Consider the following 16227-nt stretch of genomic DNA (forward strand, 5'->3'; position numbering starts at 1 on the left):
AAAATCCACAGGCCGGGATCACACTGGTCCCCGGCCTGTTTAGCGAGTTATTTAACGTGGCTGCAAGCCGGCCGGCTCAAATGACCACGGGATAAGTCGTAGGCTTAGTCCCGCCTGCTCTTTCCGTCAAGCACCCCATCGGATACTCGATAAAGTGTGTATTTTGCCGGCCGAGGGGATCGGCAACCGAGGACTGAAAAGTGTCGTTTACGCTCGCCCCAGATGCGACTGGCATCCTCCCGGACCGCATGATTGCGGCGATGGCCGACGCCGGCCTGATCCTGCCGGAATATCCGTTCGTCGAAAGCCAGATCCAGCCCGCGAGCCTCGACCTGCGTTTGGGAAATATCGCGTACCGTGTGCGCGCCTCGTTCCTGCCGGGACCAAAATCGACGGTTGCGGAACGCATCGATGAATTGAAGCTGCACGAGATCGATCTGTCCGATGACGCGGTGCTGGAAACCAACTGCGTTTACATCGTGCCATTGCTCGAGAGCCTTGCGCTGCCGCCGAACATTCTCGCTGCCGCCAATCCGAAGAGTTCGACGGGCCGGCTCGATGTTTTCACCCGGGTCATCACCGATGGCACGCGCCGCTTCGATATGATCGGCGCCGGATATCACGGGCCGCTCTATGCGGAGATCAGTCCGAAGACCTTCCCCGTGCTGCTACGCGAAGGATCAAGGTTGTCGCAGATTCGTTTCCGCGCAGGGCACCCAACGCTTGATGGCGATGAATTGCAGGCGCTGCACGCCAAGGAGCGGCTTGTCGATGTCGACAACGCCGACCTCGCAAATGGCGTTGCGGTGAGCGTTGATCTGTCCGGCGAAGGTTCCGATGGGTTTGTCGGCTATCGGGCCAAGCGCCACACCGGCGTCGTGGATGTTGATCGCCGCAGCGGTTACTCGGTGGGTGAATTCTGGGAGCCGATCAAAGCACGGCCGGATCGTAGCCTGATCCTTGATCCCGGTGAGTTTTATATTCTTGCTTCCAAGGAAGCAGTGCAGGTGCCGCCGGATTTCGCTGCCGAGATGGTGCCGTTCGATCCGCTGGTCGGCGAATTCCGCGTGCACTATGCGGGCTTTTTCGATCCTGGCTTCGGCTACGCCGGTGCCGGTGGTCAAGGCTCGCGCGCAGTGCTGGAAGTTCGTTCGCGCGAAGTGCCCTTCATTCTCGAGCACGGCCAGATCGTCGGTCGTCTCGTCTATGAGAAGATGCTGGGGCGGCCTGATGCGCTGTATGGTCAGCGCATCGCTTCGAACTATCAGGGCCAGGGCCTGAAACTGTCGAAGCACTTCCGGGTCTGACGCTCGTCGTTCGCGGCATATCGCCTTCGGATGTTCTTCGCTGCCCGGAACAGCAGCTTCGAAGCCGTGGTGGCGGCATGTGCTGCCGGCCCATTGTCAAAGCTGCAATTCCACACCTACTATGCCCGTGTTCTCAGGGCGGGGCGAAATTCCCCACCGGCGGTATGCAGCTTTACGTTGCGAGCCCGCGAGCGCCTTCCGTGGAAGGGTCAGCAGATCAGGTGAGATGCCTGAGCCGACGGTTATAGTCCGGATGAAAGAGAACGGGTGGTTCCTGCTGTCCAATCGGACAGTCAGGCCGCGCGTGATCGCCTTGGGTGACGTGTCACTAACAAAGGAGATCACAATGACACCCACCCGTTATGCCTTCATCAAAGCCAATTGGCACGCTGACATCGTCAATCGAGCGCTTGATGGCTTTTGTGAGCTGATCCCAGCCAAAGACGTTGATGTGTACGACGTTCCCGGCGCTTTCGAAATGCCGCTTCTTGCGCGCGATCTTGCGGCATCTGGGAAATACTCAGCCGTGGTTGCCGCGGCTTTTGTGGTCGATGGTGGAATCTATCGCCACGAATTCGTTGCCCAAGCTGTCGTGGATGGGCTGATGCGCGCGGGAATGGATACAGGGGTGCCGGTTTTGTCGGTGTCGCTAACGCCTCACCAGTTTCAGGACACCGAACACCACATTCAGATTTACCGGGCACACTTCATTGAGAAGGGACGCGAAGCCGCGAGAGCTGCTTTGATGATAGGACGCGCCCGCGCGTCTATCGCTGCGTAAAGAATCTCCGGGGGTGGGGCGCAGCTCCATCCCCGGTCTTCCTCGTTAGTTCAGAGATTTGGCTTTTATTTTTCAGACGCATGGATTGGTTCGTCGTGTTCAAGTTCTCAGCCAACGGCTTGGCCAAGCAAGAAACGTGATCTGGCAGCGCTTGCTGTCGGTGTCCAAATGCCGGATCATTCCTGAAAACAACGGGATCGATCCCGGCAAGGAAGGAACGTCATGACGCAAGCCGCCCACGCTTCGGCCAGAATCTCGGACACGCCTGCTGAAAAGCCGCGATCAGAGTTTGGTCTGATTGCGCCCGATACATCGGGCATGAATTTCTATCGTGCCGATCCGGTGCTGGCGGATCTATTGCGCGTTCATCTTCCCGACCATTTGTTCCGTCACATCGAGCCGCATCTTGATCGCCTCGGTGCGCTTGCGGGTGGTCATCTTGATGAGTGTGCACGACTTGCGGACAAGCATGGACCTGTCCTGCATCAGCGCGACCGGTTCGGGAACGACCGCCAGTGGATCGAATATCATCCGGCCTATCGCGAGCTTGAACGCGCCGCCTATGGTGAGTTCGGCATTCACGCGATGTCACATCGGAAGGGCATCCTTGGATGGGCGGATACTTATCCCGCGGTGGCCAAGCACGCCTTTACGTTTTTGTTCAATCAGGCGGAGTTCGGCCTTGGTTGCCCGATCAATGTCACCGATGGCGCAGCGCGGCTGCTGTCGCGCTTTGGCGATGATGCACTCAAGACGAAATATCTCGATGGCCTGACCCAGACCGACATGACCAAACTCACCCAGGGTGGGCAGTTCATGACGGAAAAAGAGGGCGGCTCTGACGTCGGCAGGCTCACGACGGTCGCGGTGCAGGAGGGCAATCACTGGCGGCTGCACGGCGAGAAATGGTTCTGCTCCAACGCTGATGCTGAAGTGGTGATGCTGCTGGCGCGGCCGGAAGGTGCAGTCGATGGCACCCGCGGTGTCGGCTTGTTCCTGATGCCACGAAGGCTCGATGACGGTTCGCCGAACCATTATCGCATCGTCCGTCTCAAGGATAAGCTCGGCACGCGCTCGATGGCGTCAGGCGAGATCAAGCTCGAAGGCGCGATTGCCTATGCAGTCGGCCGTCTCGATCGCGGCTTTGTGCAGATGGCCGAGATGGTCAATTGGTCACGTCTGTCCAACGGCGTGAAGTCGGCGGCATTGATGCGGCGTGCGCATCATGATGCGAATACCGTTGCCAACAATCGCGTGGTGTTCGGCTACCGCATCGTCGACCTGCCGCTCGCGCGCAGGCAGCTGATGAAGGTCATGCTGGCGACGGAGCAGGCGGTCTCACTGAGCTTCCTCACCGCGGATGCGCTGGATCGTGCCGAGGCGGGTAGTCAGGATGCGGCAGCGCTGCTGCGAGTGCTGACGCCGACCCTGAAATACCGCGCCACCCGCGATGCGCGCAAAGTTTGCGGCGATGCGCTCGAGATGCGCGGCGGTATCGGCTACATTGAGGAATTCGCCACGCCACGGCTGTTGCGGGACGCTCATCTCGGTTCGATCTGGGAAGGCACCGGCAACATCGTCGCGCTCGATGCGTTGAAGCGTGCTGTTGGCCGCCATGGCGCGGAAGCGGCACTCGCAGCCGATCTTCACGCGCGGATCGATGATGCCGCAGGCGTGCCGCAAGTCTGGCTCGATCGCCTGCGAAGTCTGACGGACAAAGCCGTCGGTTTTGCTCGCGAAGTGGCTGGTCGATCGGAGAACGAAGCTGAAGCGCGCCGCGCCACCAGCACGCTCTATCACGTTGCCAGCGCGGTTGCGTTCGCATGGGAAGGATCGAGAATCCACGCCATCCGTGGGGACGCCCGGCGGTTGCTGCTCTCGCGGCTCGTGGTTGATCACCGGCTGACGGCACAAGACCCCTTTGCGATGCTATCCAGAGGCGAGGGCGACATCGCTGGTCGACTGCTGGGTGATAAGCCGACCAGCATGGCGGATGCGTCGAGCGTGCTCGCGGCCGTTTAAAACGCTGATAGCCCCCGGCTGTGCCAACGCGGAAGTCCTATGCGCGGCGCGCGTATTGTTCCGCGGAAATTCAATGCTATGGCTCTAAGAAAAGGGCGGCTCGCGACATAACAAAAACGCCGTCCAGGGGAGATTATGTCCGAGATCGGTGTTGCCGAGATACCTGTGCCGGCGGGCGAAAAGCCGCCGCTGCCGCGCATCAAGGACCCGGTCAGAAATCCGCTGCTGGACGGCCCTATTCTGCGGACATTGTTGCGGCTCGCCGCGCCCAATGTCGTCGCACTGACCGCCGGCACCTGCGTTGCCATTGCGGAAACTTCCTACATCGGACGACTGGGGGTTGAGCCGCTGGCGGCAATGGCCTTGGTGTTTCCGTTCGTCATTTTGATGATGACGATGTCCGGTGGTGCCATGGGCGGCGGTGTGGCCTCGTCGATCGCGCGCGCGCTGGGTGCCGAAGATACCGAACGCGCGGCGGCCTTGGCCGTGCACGCGTTGATGATCGGTGTCTGCTTCGGCCTCGTGTTCATGACGAGCATGCTGATCTTCGGGCCGCGGCTTTTCGCCATGCTCGGCGGGCAGGGGCGTGTCCTGAGCGAAGCCATCGGCTACGCACACATCTTTTTCGGCGGCGCAGTCATCCCTTGGGTGATGAACACGCTGGCGGCTCTGATACGCGGGACCGGCAACATGAAGCTGCCGTCTGCGGTTATTCTCAATTCGGCGCTGTGTCAGATCGTTCTTGGCGGCGTGCTCGGTCTTGGCCTCGGTCCAATTCCGCAGTTAGGAATGCGCGGCGTCGCGGCCGGAACGTTGATTGCGTTCTCGCTCGGTGCGTCCATCATGGCCTGGTATCTGCTGTCGGGCCGCGGCCGCGTGAAGCTGAGCTTCAAGGGCTTTCAGTTTCAGCGTGCGATGTTCTACGACATCCTGTCAGTCGGAGCCATTGCCTGCTTCTCGCCGCTGCAGGTCGTACTCACTATCACGATCTTCACACATTTGCTGGCTGCGTTCGGGACTGAAGTTTTGGCTGGATACGGCATCGGAGCGCGGCTGGAGTTCATGCTCACGTCGCTCGCTTTTGCAGTGGGCATCGCGTCGGTGCCGATGATCGGCATGGCTATCGGCGCCGGTCGTGTCGCACGCGCGCGGCGCATTGCATGGACGGCCGGTGGTGTTTCGTTTGTGGCGGTTGGATGCGTCGGCGGCTTCTTCGCTGTCTTCCCCGATATCTGGGTCAATATTTTCACCGACAATGCCGCTGTGCGTGCGGCGAGCCGCCAGTATTTGTCGACCGCGGCTCCCCTTTTCGCATTCATCGGTCTATCGATCTCGCTCTACTTCTCGTCGCAGGGTGCTGCGAAGGTCGTCGGACCTGTCTTGGCCCAGACGGCGCGGCTGGTTTTCATCATTGCCGGCGGCTGGTGGCTCTCGTCACAAAGCGCCACCAGTGCGCAGTTCTTTTGGCTTGCGGCCGCTTCCATGATTCTGCTCGGTGTGCTCGCCACAGCCGCCGTTCGCTTCACGAATTGGGGACCAAAGGCGGCGTTGCCAATTGCGGCCGATTAGTTTTCTCCTATTCAACCGTCACCGGACGTGACAGTGCGGCCCGCGCGAATTTCTTGGCATTCACGGGTTTGCCGAACAGATATCCCTGGGCAAGATCAAATCCCATCTCATGAACGGCGACGAGATCGGCGCGCGTTTCCACACCCTTGGCAACGGTACGCACGCCGAAGCGTTTTCCAAGCTCGAGAATGCGGCGGCACACGGTCTGCTTCAATCGATTGTCGGCGCAGCCCGTAACGAACTCCCTGTCGACCTTGATTTCGACGAACGGGAAGCTCGGGACATCCATCAGTGACGGCCAGTCCACGCCGAGATCATCGATTGCGATAGCGATGTTGTGAAATCGAACTCGTTTGGCAACATCGAGTGCGAGATCGAGATTTTGAATGATCTCGGTGCTTTTGACTTCGATGATCAATCCGCCGAACGCCGGATGGTCGGGAATCATGCGGCACAGCATTCCGATCGAAGCCGGGTCTTCAAGGAAGCTGATGGGTAGATTGATCGCGATATCGACCGGGCCATGCTGGCCGATGAAGTAGTACCAATCATTCAGCGCGCGCCTGATGACGAATTCGGAGAGAGCGGTGAAGTTTGGATCGCGGTCGTCCGGAATGAAGTAAGCCGGCGGCACCACCCCCCATGTCGGGTGCCGCAATCGGACAAGCGCTTCGGCGCCACGCGGTGCGAGCGTGTGAACGTCGATCTTTTGCTGATACCACAATTCCAGCCAATCGGCCTTGAGTGCCTCTGCGACGTCGACCGCGGGGCTTGGCGGTGTCTGGGCTGGAAGCAGTGTGGCGACACTTGCGCGCAAACCGTCTGCGCTGAATGGCGTCGCAAGCGGCGGCAGCATCGCCACGCCGAATTCTTCACCGAGCTGACGTACGGCTGTGACAAGAATGGAATTCTTCGGGCCGATCAACAGCACCTTGCCGTCATATTCATGGTCGACCAGGATTTTCAGCATCTGCCCTGCCTCGACACCGTCCGCAGGCAAGCCCAGGACGATGAGGTCGGGCAATTGCTCCTTCAGAATGGATGACAGTTCAGTTACAGCCGCGCATTCACAGGTGATGAAGCCGAGCTCCTCAAGAGCTTCACCCAAGAACGTGCGGATGTGCTTCTTGCCGTCGGCAATGCAAACGCGCGGAGCGACCTTCCGCTGACCGAAGGTCGCAACCCGTTCTACTTGTACCGACTTTTGTTCTCTCATTCGCCACCTCCATGCCCCCGAGCGAAACTATCGCTGCGACGAAGGTTGCAAATATGAAATCTTTGGAACGGTAGATTGAATAGTTAGGTAAGGTTAAACGGGCGATAGAAATTAAAATTTTATCGATCGCGAATTTCAAATTTTCTGCATCGCGGTCGTGTACGATAAGTCCGTCATTTGGTTTCAGAAAACGCTGTAAGCCGATTCAAAATTCGTGCGTGCAGGTCTGAACGAAGAAATTTTCGACGCGCAACGCGCCGATTGTCTGTTCGATTCTTGAACAATTACGCTGTCTCACAATTTCACTTTTCCACAGCGGGGCAATTACCTGTGGTCAAGTTTTGTCTTCATCGCGGTCACAGCGAGGTCCATTTGCGCATCAATGTAGGCCGCGATGCTGTTCGGCAGCACATCGACGGTCCAGACGAACTTGCAGCGCTGTTCTCCTTCATCAAAGATTTGGACTGACGCACTGTGCTGCGTGATGCGTTCGCTTTTGATGGCGTAGACCAGTCGCCGCCTCGCATCGTCGCAGTCAACGAGGACTTCGCGTGCAACCGTGCCGTTCGCAAAGGTCACGATCCGCGCGTCACCGTCTTTCCTGGCGTCAGTAACGAAGCCGGGTGCGAGGCGCGTGTGGACCGCGTCGAAATCGCGCACCGCATCCCAGACTTCGTCTGATGGAGCTTCGATCAGGGTCTCTTTGTGAATCGACGCCATGGCTCGTCTCCTGCGTCATCGTGTTACGTGCAGACAGCTTCGATGTTGTTGCCATCCGGGTCGATCAAGAATGCCGCATAGTAAGTCGGGCTGTAATCCGCGCGTGGGCCAGCACCGCCGTTGTCGCGTCCGCCGGTCTTCAGCCCGCTAGCATAAAAGGCTTTGACAGCGTTGTGGTCGGTTGCGCGAAACGCCACATGCGCACCGCCCTTGGCCGCATCGGACAGATGCAGCCACAACGCAGGCGCATCCTTTGGCCCGAAGCCCGCGCCGCTGTCGTCACGGGAGCAAAGCACATGGCCGAGTGGTGCAAGTGCAGCGGTATAGAATTTGATGCTGGCGTCGAGGTCTCTGACTCTCAGTCCGATATGATCGTACATGGTGATCTCCGTTTGTGATGGAGATCACCCTAGGGCGTGTGCCTGCATCCGATCTTGGAAAATCTTGCGGTCACCGCGTGCGGCCTCGCGGAACCGCCGCGGTGAGACGCCGGCGGCCCGGTGGAACGTGCGCACGAAGTTCGACAGATCGCCGAACCCGACATCGAAGGCGATATCGGTGATGGATCGCGTGTCGTCGGCGAGCAGCCGCGCCGCGTGACGCAGCCGAGCCCGGACCAGATACTGATGCGGAGTCACACCGAGAATGTTCGAAAACAGCCGCAGGAAATGGAATGAACTCACGCCGGCGGCTTTCGCGGTGGTTTCGAGATCGAGTGGTTGATCGCTGTTGTCGTCGATCCACATTGCACTTTCGACGGCGCGACGGCGGTCGCGCATCGGCAACGGCGCCGTTCGCCTGGATTGTCCGGATACCGATTCCATAAAGCGGGCAACGAACAGCATGGCGACTTCGTCGACGCCGATGTCGTTCTCGCCATATCCCGCAGCCTGCGCAAGTTCACCATAGATCATCAACTCGGGCCGCGGCGGTAGACATCCGGTGCGTAGTGCGTCCTGGCTGAGGCCGATCTCATCGGCAAAAGCCGGGGTCAGTTGAAATGACAGGCATTCATCGCCGCACTCATGATGGGCATGCGAGCAGACATATTCGTCGCCCATATGCCCGACCATGACCGCTCCGGCCACTAACTCGTGAGAATGGCCCCGGCTGTCATAACCAAAGCTACCCTTTCGGACATACGACAGCGAGTGGCAGTGGTGCTGTTCGACGAATGGCGTATCGTCCGGCCCCATGCTGCACCGGTAGTCGACCACAGACAGGCATTCGCTTTGAAACAGCGGTTGGGCTTGCATGCGGCGATGTTATCGTCGCTGCCGGCGCGGAGCAATCGACAGGCCCGGATCGAACAGCATCGGACTGTCGTCGGCCTTCTGGGCGGTCTTCGCACCTTCGATGGCCAGCATCCGGAACTTGGTTATTACACCGCCATTGGCCGAGAAGCCGCCGGTCTTGCCATTGGCTGCCAGCACGCGATGGCAAGGGATGACAATCGGAAATGGATTTTGTCCGAGTGCCTGGCCGATCGAGCGAGAGAGCAGCTTGTCGCCCAGCCGTGTGGCGATATCGCCATAGGTCAGGGTTTCACCCGGCTCGATGGTCCGCGCGATGTCATAGACGCTGCGGTTGAATTCCGGCACGTGGCTCATATCGACTTTGATGAAAGACAGGTCGCTTTTTTCGCCTCTGAGGAGGCTCGCCATGGCCTCGCAGGCGTTCTGCACATCCGGCGGCGGAGAGGTTTCCTCAGCGCCGGGCGCTTTCTGCTGGATGCGCGCACGGGTTCTGGCGTCGTTTGCCTCCGGCAACTGCACGCCGAGAAGGCCGCGCTCGCCCCAGGCGACGCCGCAGCGGCCAATTTCTGTGTCAAACAGTGCAAAACTAGGTGTCATGATGTGCCTCCGCGATAACATGGCTTGTCATCATTGGACTTGGAGAATCTTGCGCTTTTCCATGCCACCTGCCACCCGAAATCTGCTATGGGAACCATCTTGCGGCATCGCACAGGGTATGGCTAAGGTCGTCCTAGTGCGTCAGATCCACCGCACTACCGCGGGCGTAGTTCAATGGTAGAACGGCAGCTTCCCAAGCTGCATACGAGGGTTCGATTCCCTTCGCCCGCTCCAAACCCTTTGAAGCCCCCAATCTTGTGAAAACTTGTACGAAATTCGCGTCTGCAACGGTGGCAAAAACAAAGTCCGAACTGCAAATTTAAAAAGTTTCCTTGGGGTTTCAGCTGGCGTCGGTTGTGGCTCACCCTTAGCAAGCTCTCTGTCAGTCATTAATCGAAACATTCTATTCAGCCGCGAGAACGACGCGCGCGAAAGTGACTTAAAGGATTTGTCCGCATCCTTCGGGAGTTTCAGAAGGAGATTGAGGCAGGGTTTTCTAACCGAAGGTCGCCGGGCCGCAAATCTTCAACGACATTTTGACAGGTGCATCTCCACGTGGGCTTTCGTCAAAACATTCTCGCGAAATCCAAGCTTTTGGTACAGAGTAACTTGGCAGAAGTTGCTTAAGCCCCTTCCTTTACGATGGATTTTTAGATGGCAAGGGAGGCCCTCCCTCCGCCAAGTGCCCATCCTAGCGCACTGAAATCTTTGGAATTGCCAACGTTTTGCGTTTGCAGTCCCCAGATCAGTCCCCAAACTCTGTCCAATAAAGTGGTTGCTCCTAGACTCTAATTGCGTGCTCCAATTATGCTCGGCAATTGGTTTGGGGGGCGTTTTCATGAAGATCTGGATTATCGCATTTGCAGTCGCGTTATTCGCTACGATTGAGCCAACTCACGCGCGAGGCCCTTATGGCTCCATAAGCGTCGGTGAATGGAAGGGCGGCGCGTACACAAGCGAACAAACAGGAAGCTTTTCTCACTGCGCGGCAGGCGCCGCTTACCAAAGCGGAATATATTTTGTTGTCGCTATCAGTGATGATTTGAGCTGGACCTTGGGCTTTTCCCACGACAATTGGAAGTTGATACCAGGCCAAGCCTTTCCAATCGCCCTGACTTTTGACGGGCAATCCCCCATCAACGTGCATGGCGTGCCTTCCACCGCGACCTTCGTCAAAGTCTCGATGCCGGTAAAGTCGACGCTTATCGACCAGTTTCGAAAAGCAAGCGTTATGACCGCCTTCACGCAAGGCCAACTGTTTCAATTCAAACTAACCCAAACCGCTCAGTTATTGCCCTCACTTGTGAATTGCGTCCTGAGCGTGAAGAAGAATGGGGTCGCTAATGCCGGAGAGTTCGCGGTTGCTGCCTCCACACCCGCGGCCGCAAAACCGGTAGTCTCTACGACAGCAACGCCAAGTGCGCCGCCATCTAAGTCCTCGAAGCTCTCCGATCAGACTGGAACCGGTTTTGTAGTGAGTACTGATGGACATATTGTAACCAATCAGCATGTGGTGAACGGATGCGTTGGGGACATCCAAGGTAGTTTGACCGGGGCCTCACCCGTAAAACTCCGGCTCGTCTCCAGTGACGAAACAAATGACTTAGCTCTGCTGCAAGCTTCTGGCAGCTTCAAAGAAGTCGCTACAATTAAAACCAAAGCAGTCCAGTCAGGTGATAGCGTGGTTGCGATTGGCTACCCCTTTCATGGTTTGCTCACATCGGACTTCACTGTGACTACAGGAATCGTGAGCTCTTTAAGTGGCGTCTTAAACGATACCCGTTATCTGCAAATAAGCGCAGCCGTACAGCCGGGTAACAGCGGCGGTCCGCTCTTGTCATCTAGCGGTGAAGTCGTCGGGGTAGTTGCCGCCAAATTGAATGCGCTAAAGTTTGTGAAAGCGACGGGCAACATTCCTGAAAATATCAACTTCGCTATCAAGACAGGTGCGCTCAGAGATTTTTTGGACAATAGCGTGGTGCCCTACCAAACTTCTGATGCCAAGATTGAGCTAAAGACGACGGACATCGCTCGCAATGCAAGAGCCTTTACTCTTCTCATTACTTGCAAGGCGACAGAGCAAACCGAGACAGCAAAAAAATAGGACATGTCGCAGGAATCGAGTGTTCGAATAAGAATGCGCTTTTCCTTACAATTGCGGTTCTATTTTTTGGCGCAACGACATTTGCTGCGGAAACAAGCCGCGACGCTCGGGTGAGGGCATGGGGTTTTGGAGCTGCGCTGCCATTTTTATATTTTTTGTTTCGGCGTTGCGATTGTAGGTTTCCTTCTCGGAAATCCGCGATTCTGGCAATTCCTCGCGAGGCGCCAGCCTGTATATCATTTCTAAAACCCAAAAACGAAGGGAAGCCTCGCCGTTTACATTGAAAGCGGGCGATTTCGGCTCGTTGCTATTCTTCGTTCGAGTCGTATGCGAATTTGACATGCCGGTTTTACTGCATCATTAGACTCGCTTTTAACTTGTCCCAATGTCATCTCCGAAAGAGGCCTGATGTCGCAGCCGCAATTGTTCACGCCCATCACGCTTCGCAATGTGACCGCAAAAAACAGGATCGTGATCTCGCCGATGTGTCAGTACTCGGCGGACGATGGCGTGGCCAACGATTGGCACATGGTTCACCTCGGCAAGTTCGCGCAGGGCGGTGCCGGCATTGTCATGACCGAAGCCGTCGCGGTCGTCGCAGAGGGACGCATCACCCACGGCGACCTCGGGCTCTGGAACGATAGTCAGGTTGCGCCGCTCAAGCGCATTACGTCGTTCATCCGTGCCAATGGGGCAATCCCCGCGATCCAGCTCGCCCACGCCGGCCGCAAGGCCAGCATGCAGCGGCCCTGGTTCGGCAATGCGGCGCTGACGGCTGAGGATCGCGCGCGGGGCGACCTGCCGTGGACCATCGTCGCGCCCAGCGCCATTCCAATGGACGACGGCTGGCTGATGCCGCATGAGTTGACCGATGCGGACATGAAGAAGCTGCGCGAAGATTGGCGCCTTGCCACGCTTCGCGCCGTCGAGGCGAATTTTGAGGTGCTCGAAATCCATTGCGCTCACGGCTATCTGCTGCACGAATTCCTCTCGCCGCTGTCCAATCAGCGCAACGATTCCTACGGCAGTGATCGCGCCGGCCGCATGAAATATCCGCTCGAGATCATTGAGACCGTGCGCTCCGTCTGGCCGAAGGAACGCCCGCTGTTCGTGCGTATCTCATCCGTCGACGGTCTCGACGGTGGTCTCGATATCGCCGACTCGATCGCATTCGTGCGTGAAGCCCAGGCACGGGGCGCGGATGTGATCGACTGTTCGTCCGGCGGCCTGATGGGATCGGCCACCGCCGCCCGCATTCCGCGTGGTTACGGCTTCCAGGTGCCGTTCGCTGAAGAAATCCGCCGCGAGACCAATTTCACGACCATGGCTGTGGGGTTGATCCTTCATCCGCAGCAGGCCGAAGATATGGTGGCTGAGGGGAAGACGGATCTTGTCGCGGTGGGGCGCGAAGCATTGTTCGATCCGAATTGGCCCTTGCATGCTGAACTCGCGTTGCGCGAATCGAAGGGCGAGATCGGAGACGGCACGTTCGATTCCTGGCCCAAGCAATATGGCTGGTGGCTGGAGCGGCGGGAGCCGGGGCTCCGCAAGCTTAGCGGCCCAGCGTTGCCGTTCCGCAGGATTTAGGCCACGCTTCGTCCCGTCACGCGTTGGGGGCGGGCAGGGCGATGGGACCATCTCAATCCATTTGTATTGCTGGTGCGGGCAGCATCGGTTGTTTTGTCGGCGGCATGCTGCGTGCCGGTGGTCGGTCCGTGTCGTTGCTGGCGCGGCCACGCACGATCGACGACATCAATCAGCATGGCTTGCAGGTCACGAGCTTCGAGGGCATCGAGCATCGCCTGTCGTCTGCGGAGATGAGGCTCGCGGCTGATCCGGCGATTCTTGCGGACACGGATATCATTCTCGTCACCGTGAAGAGCGATGATACGGCTGCAATGGCCGATCAGATTGCGCAGCATGCATCGAAGAGGGCCACGATTGTCAGCCTTCAGAACGGCACTGGCAACGTCTCCGTGTTGCGGGAGCGGCTTCCCGGATATCGCGTGCTGGCCGGTATGGTGCCGTTCAACGTCATTGCGCTTGGCGAAGGTCATTTCCACCGTGCAACGTCTGGCGACATTCTGCTGGAGAAGGACGAGGCGGATACGGCGGGCCAGCTTTGGCAGCCGGAACTGGCCTTTCGCGGGGTGGACAACATCACCGGCATTCAATGGGGCAAGTTGCTGGTCAACCTGAACAACGCGCTGGTCGCCTTGTCCGGCCTCCCCCTGCGGGAGCAGCTTGCACAAAGGCCTTGGCGGGTGCTGTTCGCGGACCAGTGGCGCGAGGCGCTGGCTGTCCTCAAGGCGGAAGGCATCGCGCCAGTCTCGATGACACCGCTCCCGGCATCTCTCACGCCCTATGTCCTGCGGCTGCCGGACTTCCTGTTTGAGCGGATCGCGAGTTCGATGGTGAAGATCGACCCGAAAGCGCGCTCGTCCATGTGGGAGGATCTGCAGCGCGGACGGCGGACCGAGATCGATCACCTTCAGGGACTGATCGTCACGCTGGCCGCGCGGCATGATCTGCAGGCCCCTCTTTCTGCCCACATCGCGGCCCTCATCAAAGGCGCCGAGCAGGCAGGGAGGGGATCACCCGGTTTGAGCCCCGAGCAGATACGAAGCGCCTGACGTCTGTTATGCAACGGCGTCATCCCTCAATTTTGTTCCCGCAAAATCCATTTGGAAAAATGCACTAAATCGCATCACTGCCTAAAGCCGCGGCTGGCTGAAGTATGCGACCTGGATTATATTTTTTTACTGATGTGATGACCGGGCGACGGCAAAGGCTTTCGCTTTCCCAAGCGTCCGGTGCGGTCATTCCGAAGCGGTGTGCGCTGCGCAACGCCATACCCTTCGGGATGAACGATGTGCGAGGCTGAGAGTTGGAACTCTGGAGGCTCACATGTACGCAGATTCGGTGAGAGACAAACCTCATCGCCTTGTCGCGAGCGACCGGGTGGAAGGTTCAAGGCTGCTGAATGCCGATGGCAAGAAGATCGGGCATATCAAGCGGCTGATGATCGATAAGCTCAGTGGAAACGTCGCTTATGCCGTGGTGTGCTTCGGCGGATTCCTTGGGATCGGAGAAGAGTATTTCCCGCTTCCATGGTCGAGCATGAAGTACAATCCAGCGGTGGAAGCCTATGAGCTCCTGACGCTGATGAGCGATGAAGAGCTCGCCAAGGCACCGTCCTACGCGACCAACAAGGAATTCGATTGGGGTAATCGGATACGCGAAGTCGACGCGTACTGGATCGGCTTCTGACGATCGCTGATTAAGCGCTTCGCGATGCGGGCTATGCTGCCGCGGCCTGCGTTACTCGATGCGCTTCCCCGCGCCGATAAACCATCAGAGTCGCGACCAACCCGCAGACGGCAGCAAATGTCATCCACATACCGGGAGCCGCCTTGTCGCCCGTCGCTTCGATCAGCGCGGTTGAAACCGCGGGCGTAAAGCCGCCGAACAGGGCGGTTGCGAGGCTATAGCAGAGCGAAAAGCCGACGGTTCGCACGCTCGCAGGGACGATTTCGGTCAGCGTGACAACCATGGCGCCGTTGTAGCTGCCGTAGAGACAAGAGAGCCACAACTCAACCAGCAACATCCGCTCGAACGAGGGCTGCGACACCAGCCATGATATGGCGGGATACGCTGTCAAAATCGTAAGAACGGTAAAGCACATCAGAATGGGGCGCCGGCCGATGCGGTCAGACAGCGCGCCCATCACCGGGAGCCAGAACAGGTTCGATAGCGCCACGCAGAAGGTCACGACCAGCGAGTCCGTGATAGAGAGTTTCAGCACGCTCTTGCCGAAGGTCGGCGTGTAAACCGTGATCAGATAGAATGAGACGGTCGTCATCACCACGAGCAACATGCCGGCCAGCACGATCCACCAATTCGAGACGATCGATTGGAAAATCTCGGGAAGCGTTGGTTGCCGTTTGCGTGCGAGAAAGGCTTCGGTTTCCTGCAACGAACGCCGAATGATGAAAATGAACGGCACGATCAGCGAGCCGATGAAAAAAGGGATGCGCCAGCCCCAGTCGGACATTGTCTCTGGCGCGACCGATGTGTTCAGGACATAGCCGATGATGGCGGCAACGATGATGGCGACCTGTTGGCTGCCCGACTGCCAGCTGACGTAAAATCCCTTCCGGTTCGGGGGCGCCATTTCCGAGAGATAGACCGACACACCGCCGAGTTCGACACCAGCCGAAAAGCCCTGCAGCAAGCGGCCGATCAGGATGAGCATGGGCGCGGCCAGGCCGATGGTCGCATAGGATGGCACGAACGCGATCAGCACGGTGCCGATCGCCATGATCGCCAGCGTGACAATCAGTCCTTTTCGGCGTCCGACCCGATCGACATACGCGCCTAGTACGATCGCTCCGAGTGGACGCATGAGAAAACCCGCGCCAAAGGTCATGAAGGTCGCCAGTAGCGACGCGAACTCGTTGTCCGCCGGAAAAAACGCCTTCGCGATGTAGGTCGCGTAAAATCCGAACAGGAAGAAGTCGAACATCTCAAGGAAATTTCCGCTGGTGACGCGGAGCACGGCTGAGAGCTTCGATTGGGGGACCTTGGGGCTCAGCTCGGGTGCTGAGGTCGGCGCGGCAGTCATTGCATCTCCGGGAGAGCTCTCGTGGATGCAG

The 16227-nt window shown here is 58.3% G+C and carries 15 protein-coding genes, 1 tRNA gene and 2 riboswitches; of the genes, 9 read left to right on the top strand and 7 right to left on the bottom strand.

Annotated elements, in window-relative coordinates:
• Nucleotides 1-18: 18 nt before the first annotated feature.
• A riboswitch (SAM riboswitch) is annotated at nt 19-98 on the bottom strand.
• Nucleotides 99-200: 102 nt separating this feature from the next.
• The 4 genes from ACZ5C3_RS02420 (at nt 201) to ACZ5C3_RS02435 (ending at nt 5679) form a co-directional block, all read left to right on the top strand.
• A complete protein-coding gene (locus tag ACZ5C3_RS02420) occupies nt 201-1307 on the top strand; it encodes a 2'-deoxycytidine 5'-triphosphate deaminase (protein WP_464034990.1) in 1107 nt (368 codons plus the stop codon).
• Nucleotides 1308-1432: 125 nt separating this feature from the next.
• Nucleotides 1433-1576: riboswitch (FMN riboswitch) on the top strand.
• Nucleotides 1577-1653: 77 nt separating this feature from the next.
• Nucleotides 1654-2088, top strand: a complete 435-nt coding sequence (locus tag ACZ5C3_RS02425; protein WP_464034992.1) for a 6,7-dimethyl-8-ribityllumazine synthase — start codon at nt 1654-1656, stop codon at nt 2086-2088.
• 318 nt (nt 2089-2406) lie between these two features.
• Nucleotides 2407-4110 (top strand): acyl-CoA dehydrogenase family protein, encoded by a 1704-nt coding sequence (locus tag ACZ5C3_RS02430; RefSeq protein WP_464038237.1) that lies wholly within the window; start codon nt 2407-2409, stop codon nt 4108-4110.
• A 135-nt stretch (nt 4111-4245) separates the two neighbouring features.
• Nucleotides 4246-5679, top strand: coding sequence for an MATE family efflux transporter (locus ACZ5C3_RS02435; RefSeq protein WP_464034994.1), 1434 nt, complete (start codon nt 4246-4248; stop codon nt 5677-5679).
• Between the two features lie 7 nt (nt 5680-5686).
• On the opposite strand, the gene ACZ5C3_RS02440 is transcribed toward ACZ5C3_RS02435, so the two are convergent.
• The 5 genes from ACZ5C3_RS02440 to ACZ5C3_RS02460 all read right to left on the bottom strand — a co-directional run bounded on the left by ACZ5C3_RS02440 (nt 5687) and on the right by ACZ5C3_RS02460 (nt 9468).
• Nucleotides 5687-6895, bottom strand: a complete 1209-nt coding sequence (locus tag ACZ5C3_RS02440) for an EAL domain-containing protein (protein ID WP_464034996.1) — start codon at nt 6893-6895, stop codon at nt 5687-5689.
• Nucleotides 6896-7219: 324 nt separating this feature from the next.
• Entirely contained in the window at nt 7220-7615 is a 396-nt protein-coding gene (locus ACZ5C3_RS02445; RefSeq protein ID WP_464034998.1) for an SRPBCC family protein, read from the bottom strand.
• 23 nt (nt 7616-7638) lie between these two features.
• Nucleotides 7639-7995 carry a VOC family protein gene (locus ACZ5C3_RS02450; protein ID WP_464035000.1) on the bottom strand — a complete coding sequence of 119 codons (357 nt, stop codon included), beginning with the start codon at nt 7993-7995 and terminating at the stop codon, nt 7639-7641.
• 24 nt (nt 7996-8019) lie between these two features.
• Nucleotides 8020-8871: a helix-turn-helix domain-containing protein gene (locus ACZ5C3_RS02455; protein ID WP_464035001.1), complete on the bottom strand. Its 852-nt coding sequence runs from the start codon at nt 8869-8871 to the stop codon at nt 8020-8022.
• A 9-nt stretch (nt 8872-8880) separates the two neighbouring features.
• Complete coding sequence (locus tag ACZ5C3_RS02460; RefSeq protein WP_464035002.1) at nt 8881-9468, bottom strand: methylated-DNA--[protein]-cysteine S-methyltransferase; 588 nt, start codon at nt 9466-9468, stop codon at nt 8881-8883.
• Between the two features lie 160 nt (nt 9469-9628).
• Between ACZ5C3_RS02460 and ACZ5C3_RS02465 the strand changes: the two genes are divergently transcribed.
• Both ACZ5C3_RS02465 and ACZ5C3_RS02470 read left to right on the top strand, forming a co-directional pair.
• Nucleotides 9629-9702: transfer RNA gene (locus tag ACZ5C3_RS02465), tRNA-Gly, on the top strand.
• 604 nt (nt 9703-10306) lie between these two features.
• Nucleotides 10307-11572, top strand: a complete 1266-nt coding sequence (locus ACZ5C3_RS02470; protein ID WP_464035004.1) for a S1C family serine protease — start codon at nt 10307-10309, stop codon at nt 11570-11572.
• Between the two features lie 45 nt (nt 11573-11617).
• Here the strand turns inward: ACZ5C3_RS02470 and ACZ5C3_RS02475 are convergent, their stop codons facing one another.
• Nucleotides 11618-11914, bottom strand: coding sequence for a hypothetical protein (locus ACZ5C3_RS02475; RefSeq protein ID WP_464044487.1), 297 nt, complete (start codon nt 11912-11914; stop codon nt 11618-11620).
• A 66-nt stretch (nt 11915-11980) separates the two neighbouring features.
• On the opposite strand from ACZ5C3_RS02475, the gene ACZ5C3_RS02480 reads away from it, so the two are divergent.
• The 3 genes from ACZ5C3_RS02480 to ACZ5C3_RS02490 all read left to right on the top strand — a co-directional run bounded on the left by ACZ5C3_RS02480 (nt 11981) and on the right by ACZ5C3_RS02490 (nt 14842).
• Nucleotides 11981-13159, top strand: a complete 1179-nt coding sequence (locus ACZ5C3_RS02480; protein WP_464044488.1) for an NADH:flavin oxidoreductase/NADH oxidase — start codon at nt 11981-11983, stop codon at nt 13157-13159.
• A gap of 41 nt (nt 13160-13200) precedes the next feature.
• Entirely contained in the window at nt 13201-14205 is a 1005-nt protein-coding gene (locus tag ACZ5C3_RS02485; RefSeq protein ID WP_464044489.1) for a 2-dehydropantoate 2-reductase, read from the top strand.
• A gap of 274 nt (nt 14206-14479) precedes the next feature.
• Nucleotides 14480-14842 (top strand): PRC-barrel domain-containing protein, encoded by a 363-nt coding sequence (locus tag ACZ5C3_RS02490; RefSeq protein ID WP_464044490.1) that lies wholly within the window; start codon nt 14480-14482, stop codon nt 14840-14842.
• Nucleotides 14843-14873: 31 nt separating this feature from the next.
• On the opposite strand, the gene tcuC is transcribed toward ACZ5C3_RS02490, so the two are convergent.
• Nucleotides 14874-16196 carry a tricarballylate/proton symporter TcuC gene (gene tcuC / locus ACZ5C3_RS02495; RefSeq protein ID WP_464044491.1) on the bottom strand — a complete coding sequence of 441 codons (1323 nt, stop codon included), beginning with the start codon at nt 16194-16196 and terminating at the stop codon, nt 14874-14876.
• Nucleotides 16197-16227 lie beyond the last annotated feature (31 nt).

The organism is Afipia dichlorophenoxyacetatis (genome assembly GCF_055386385.1).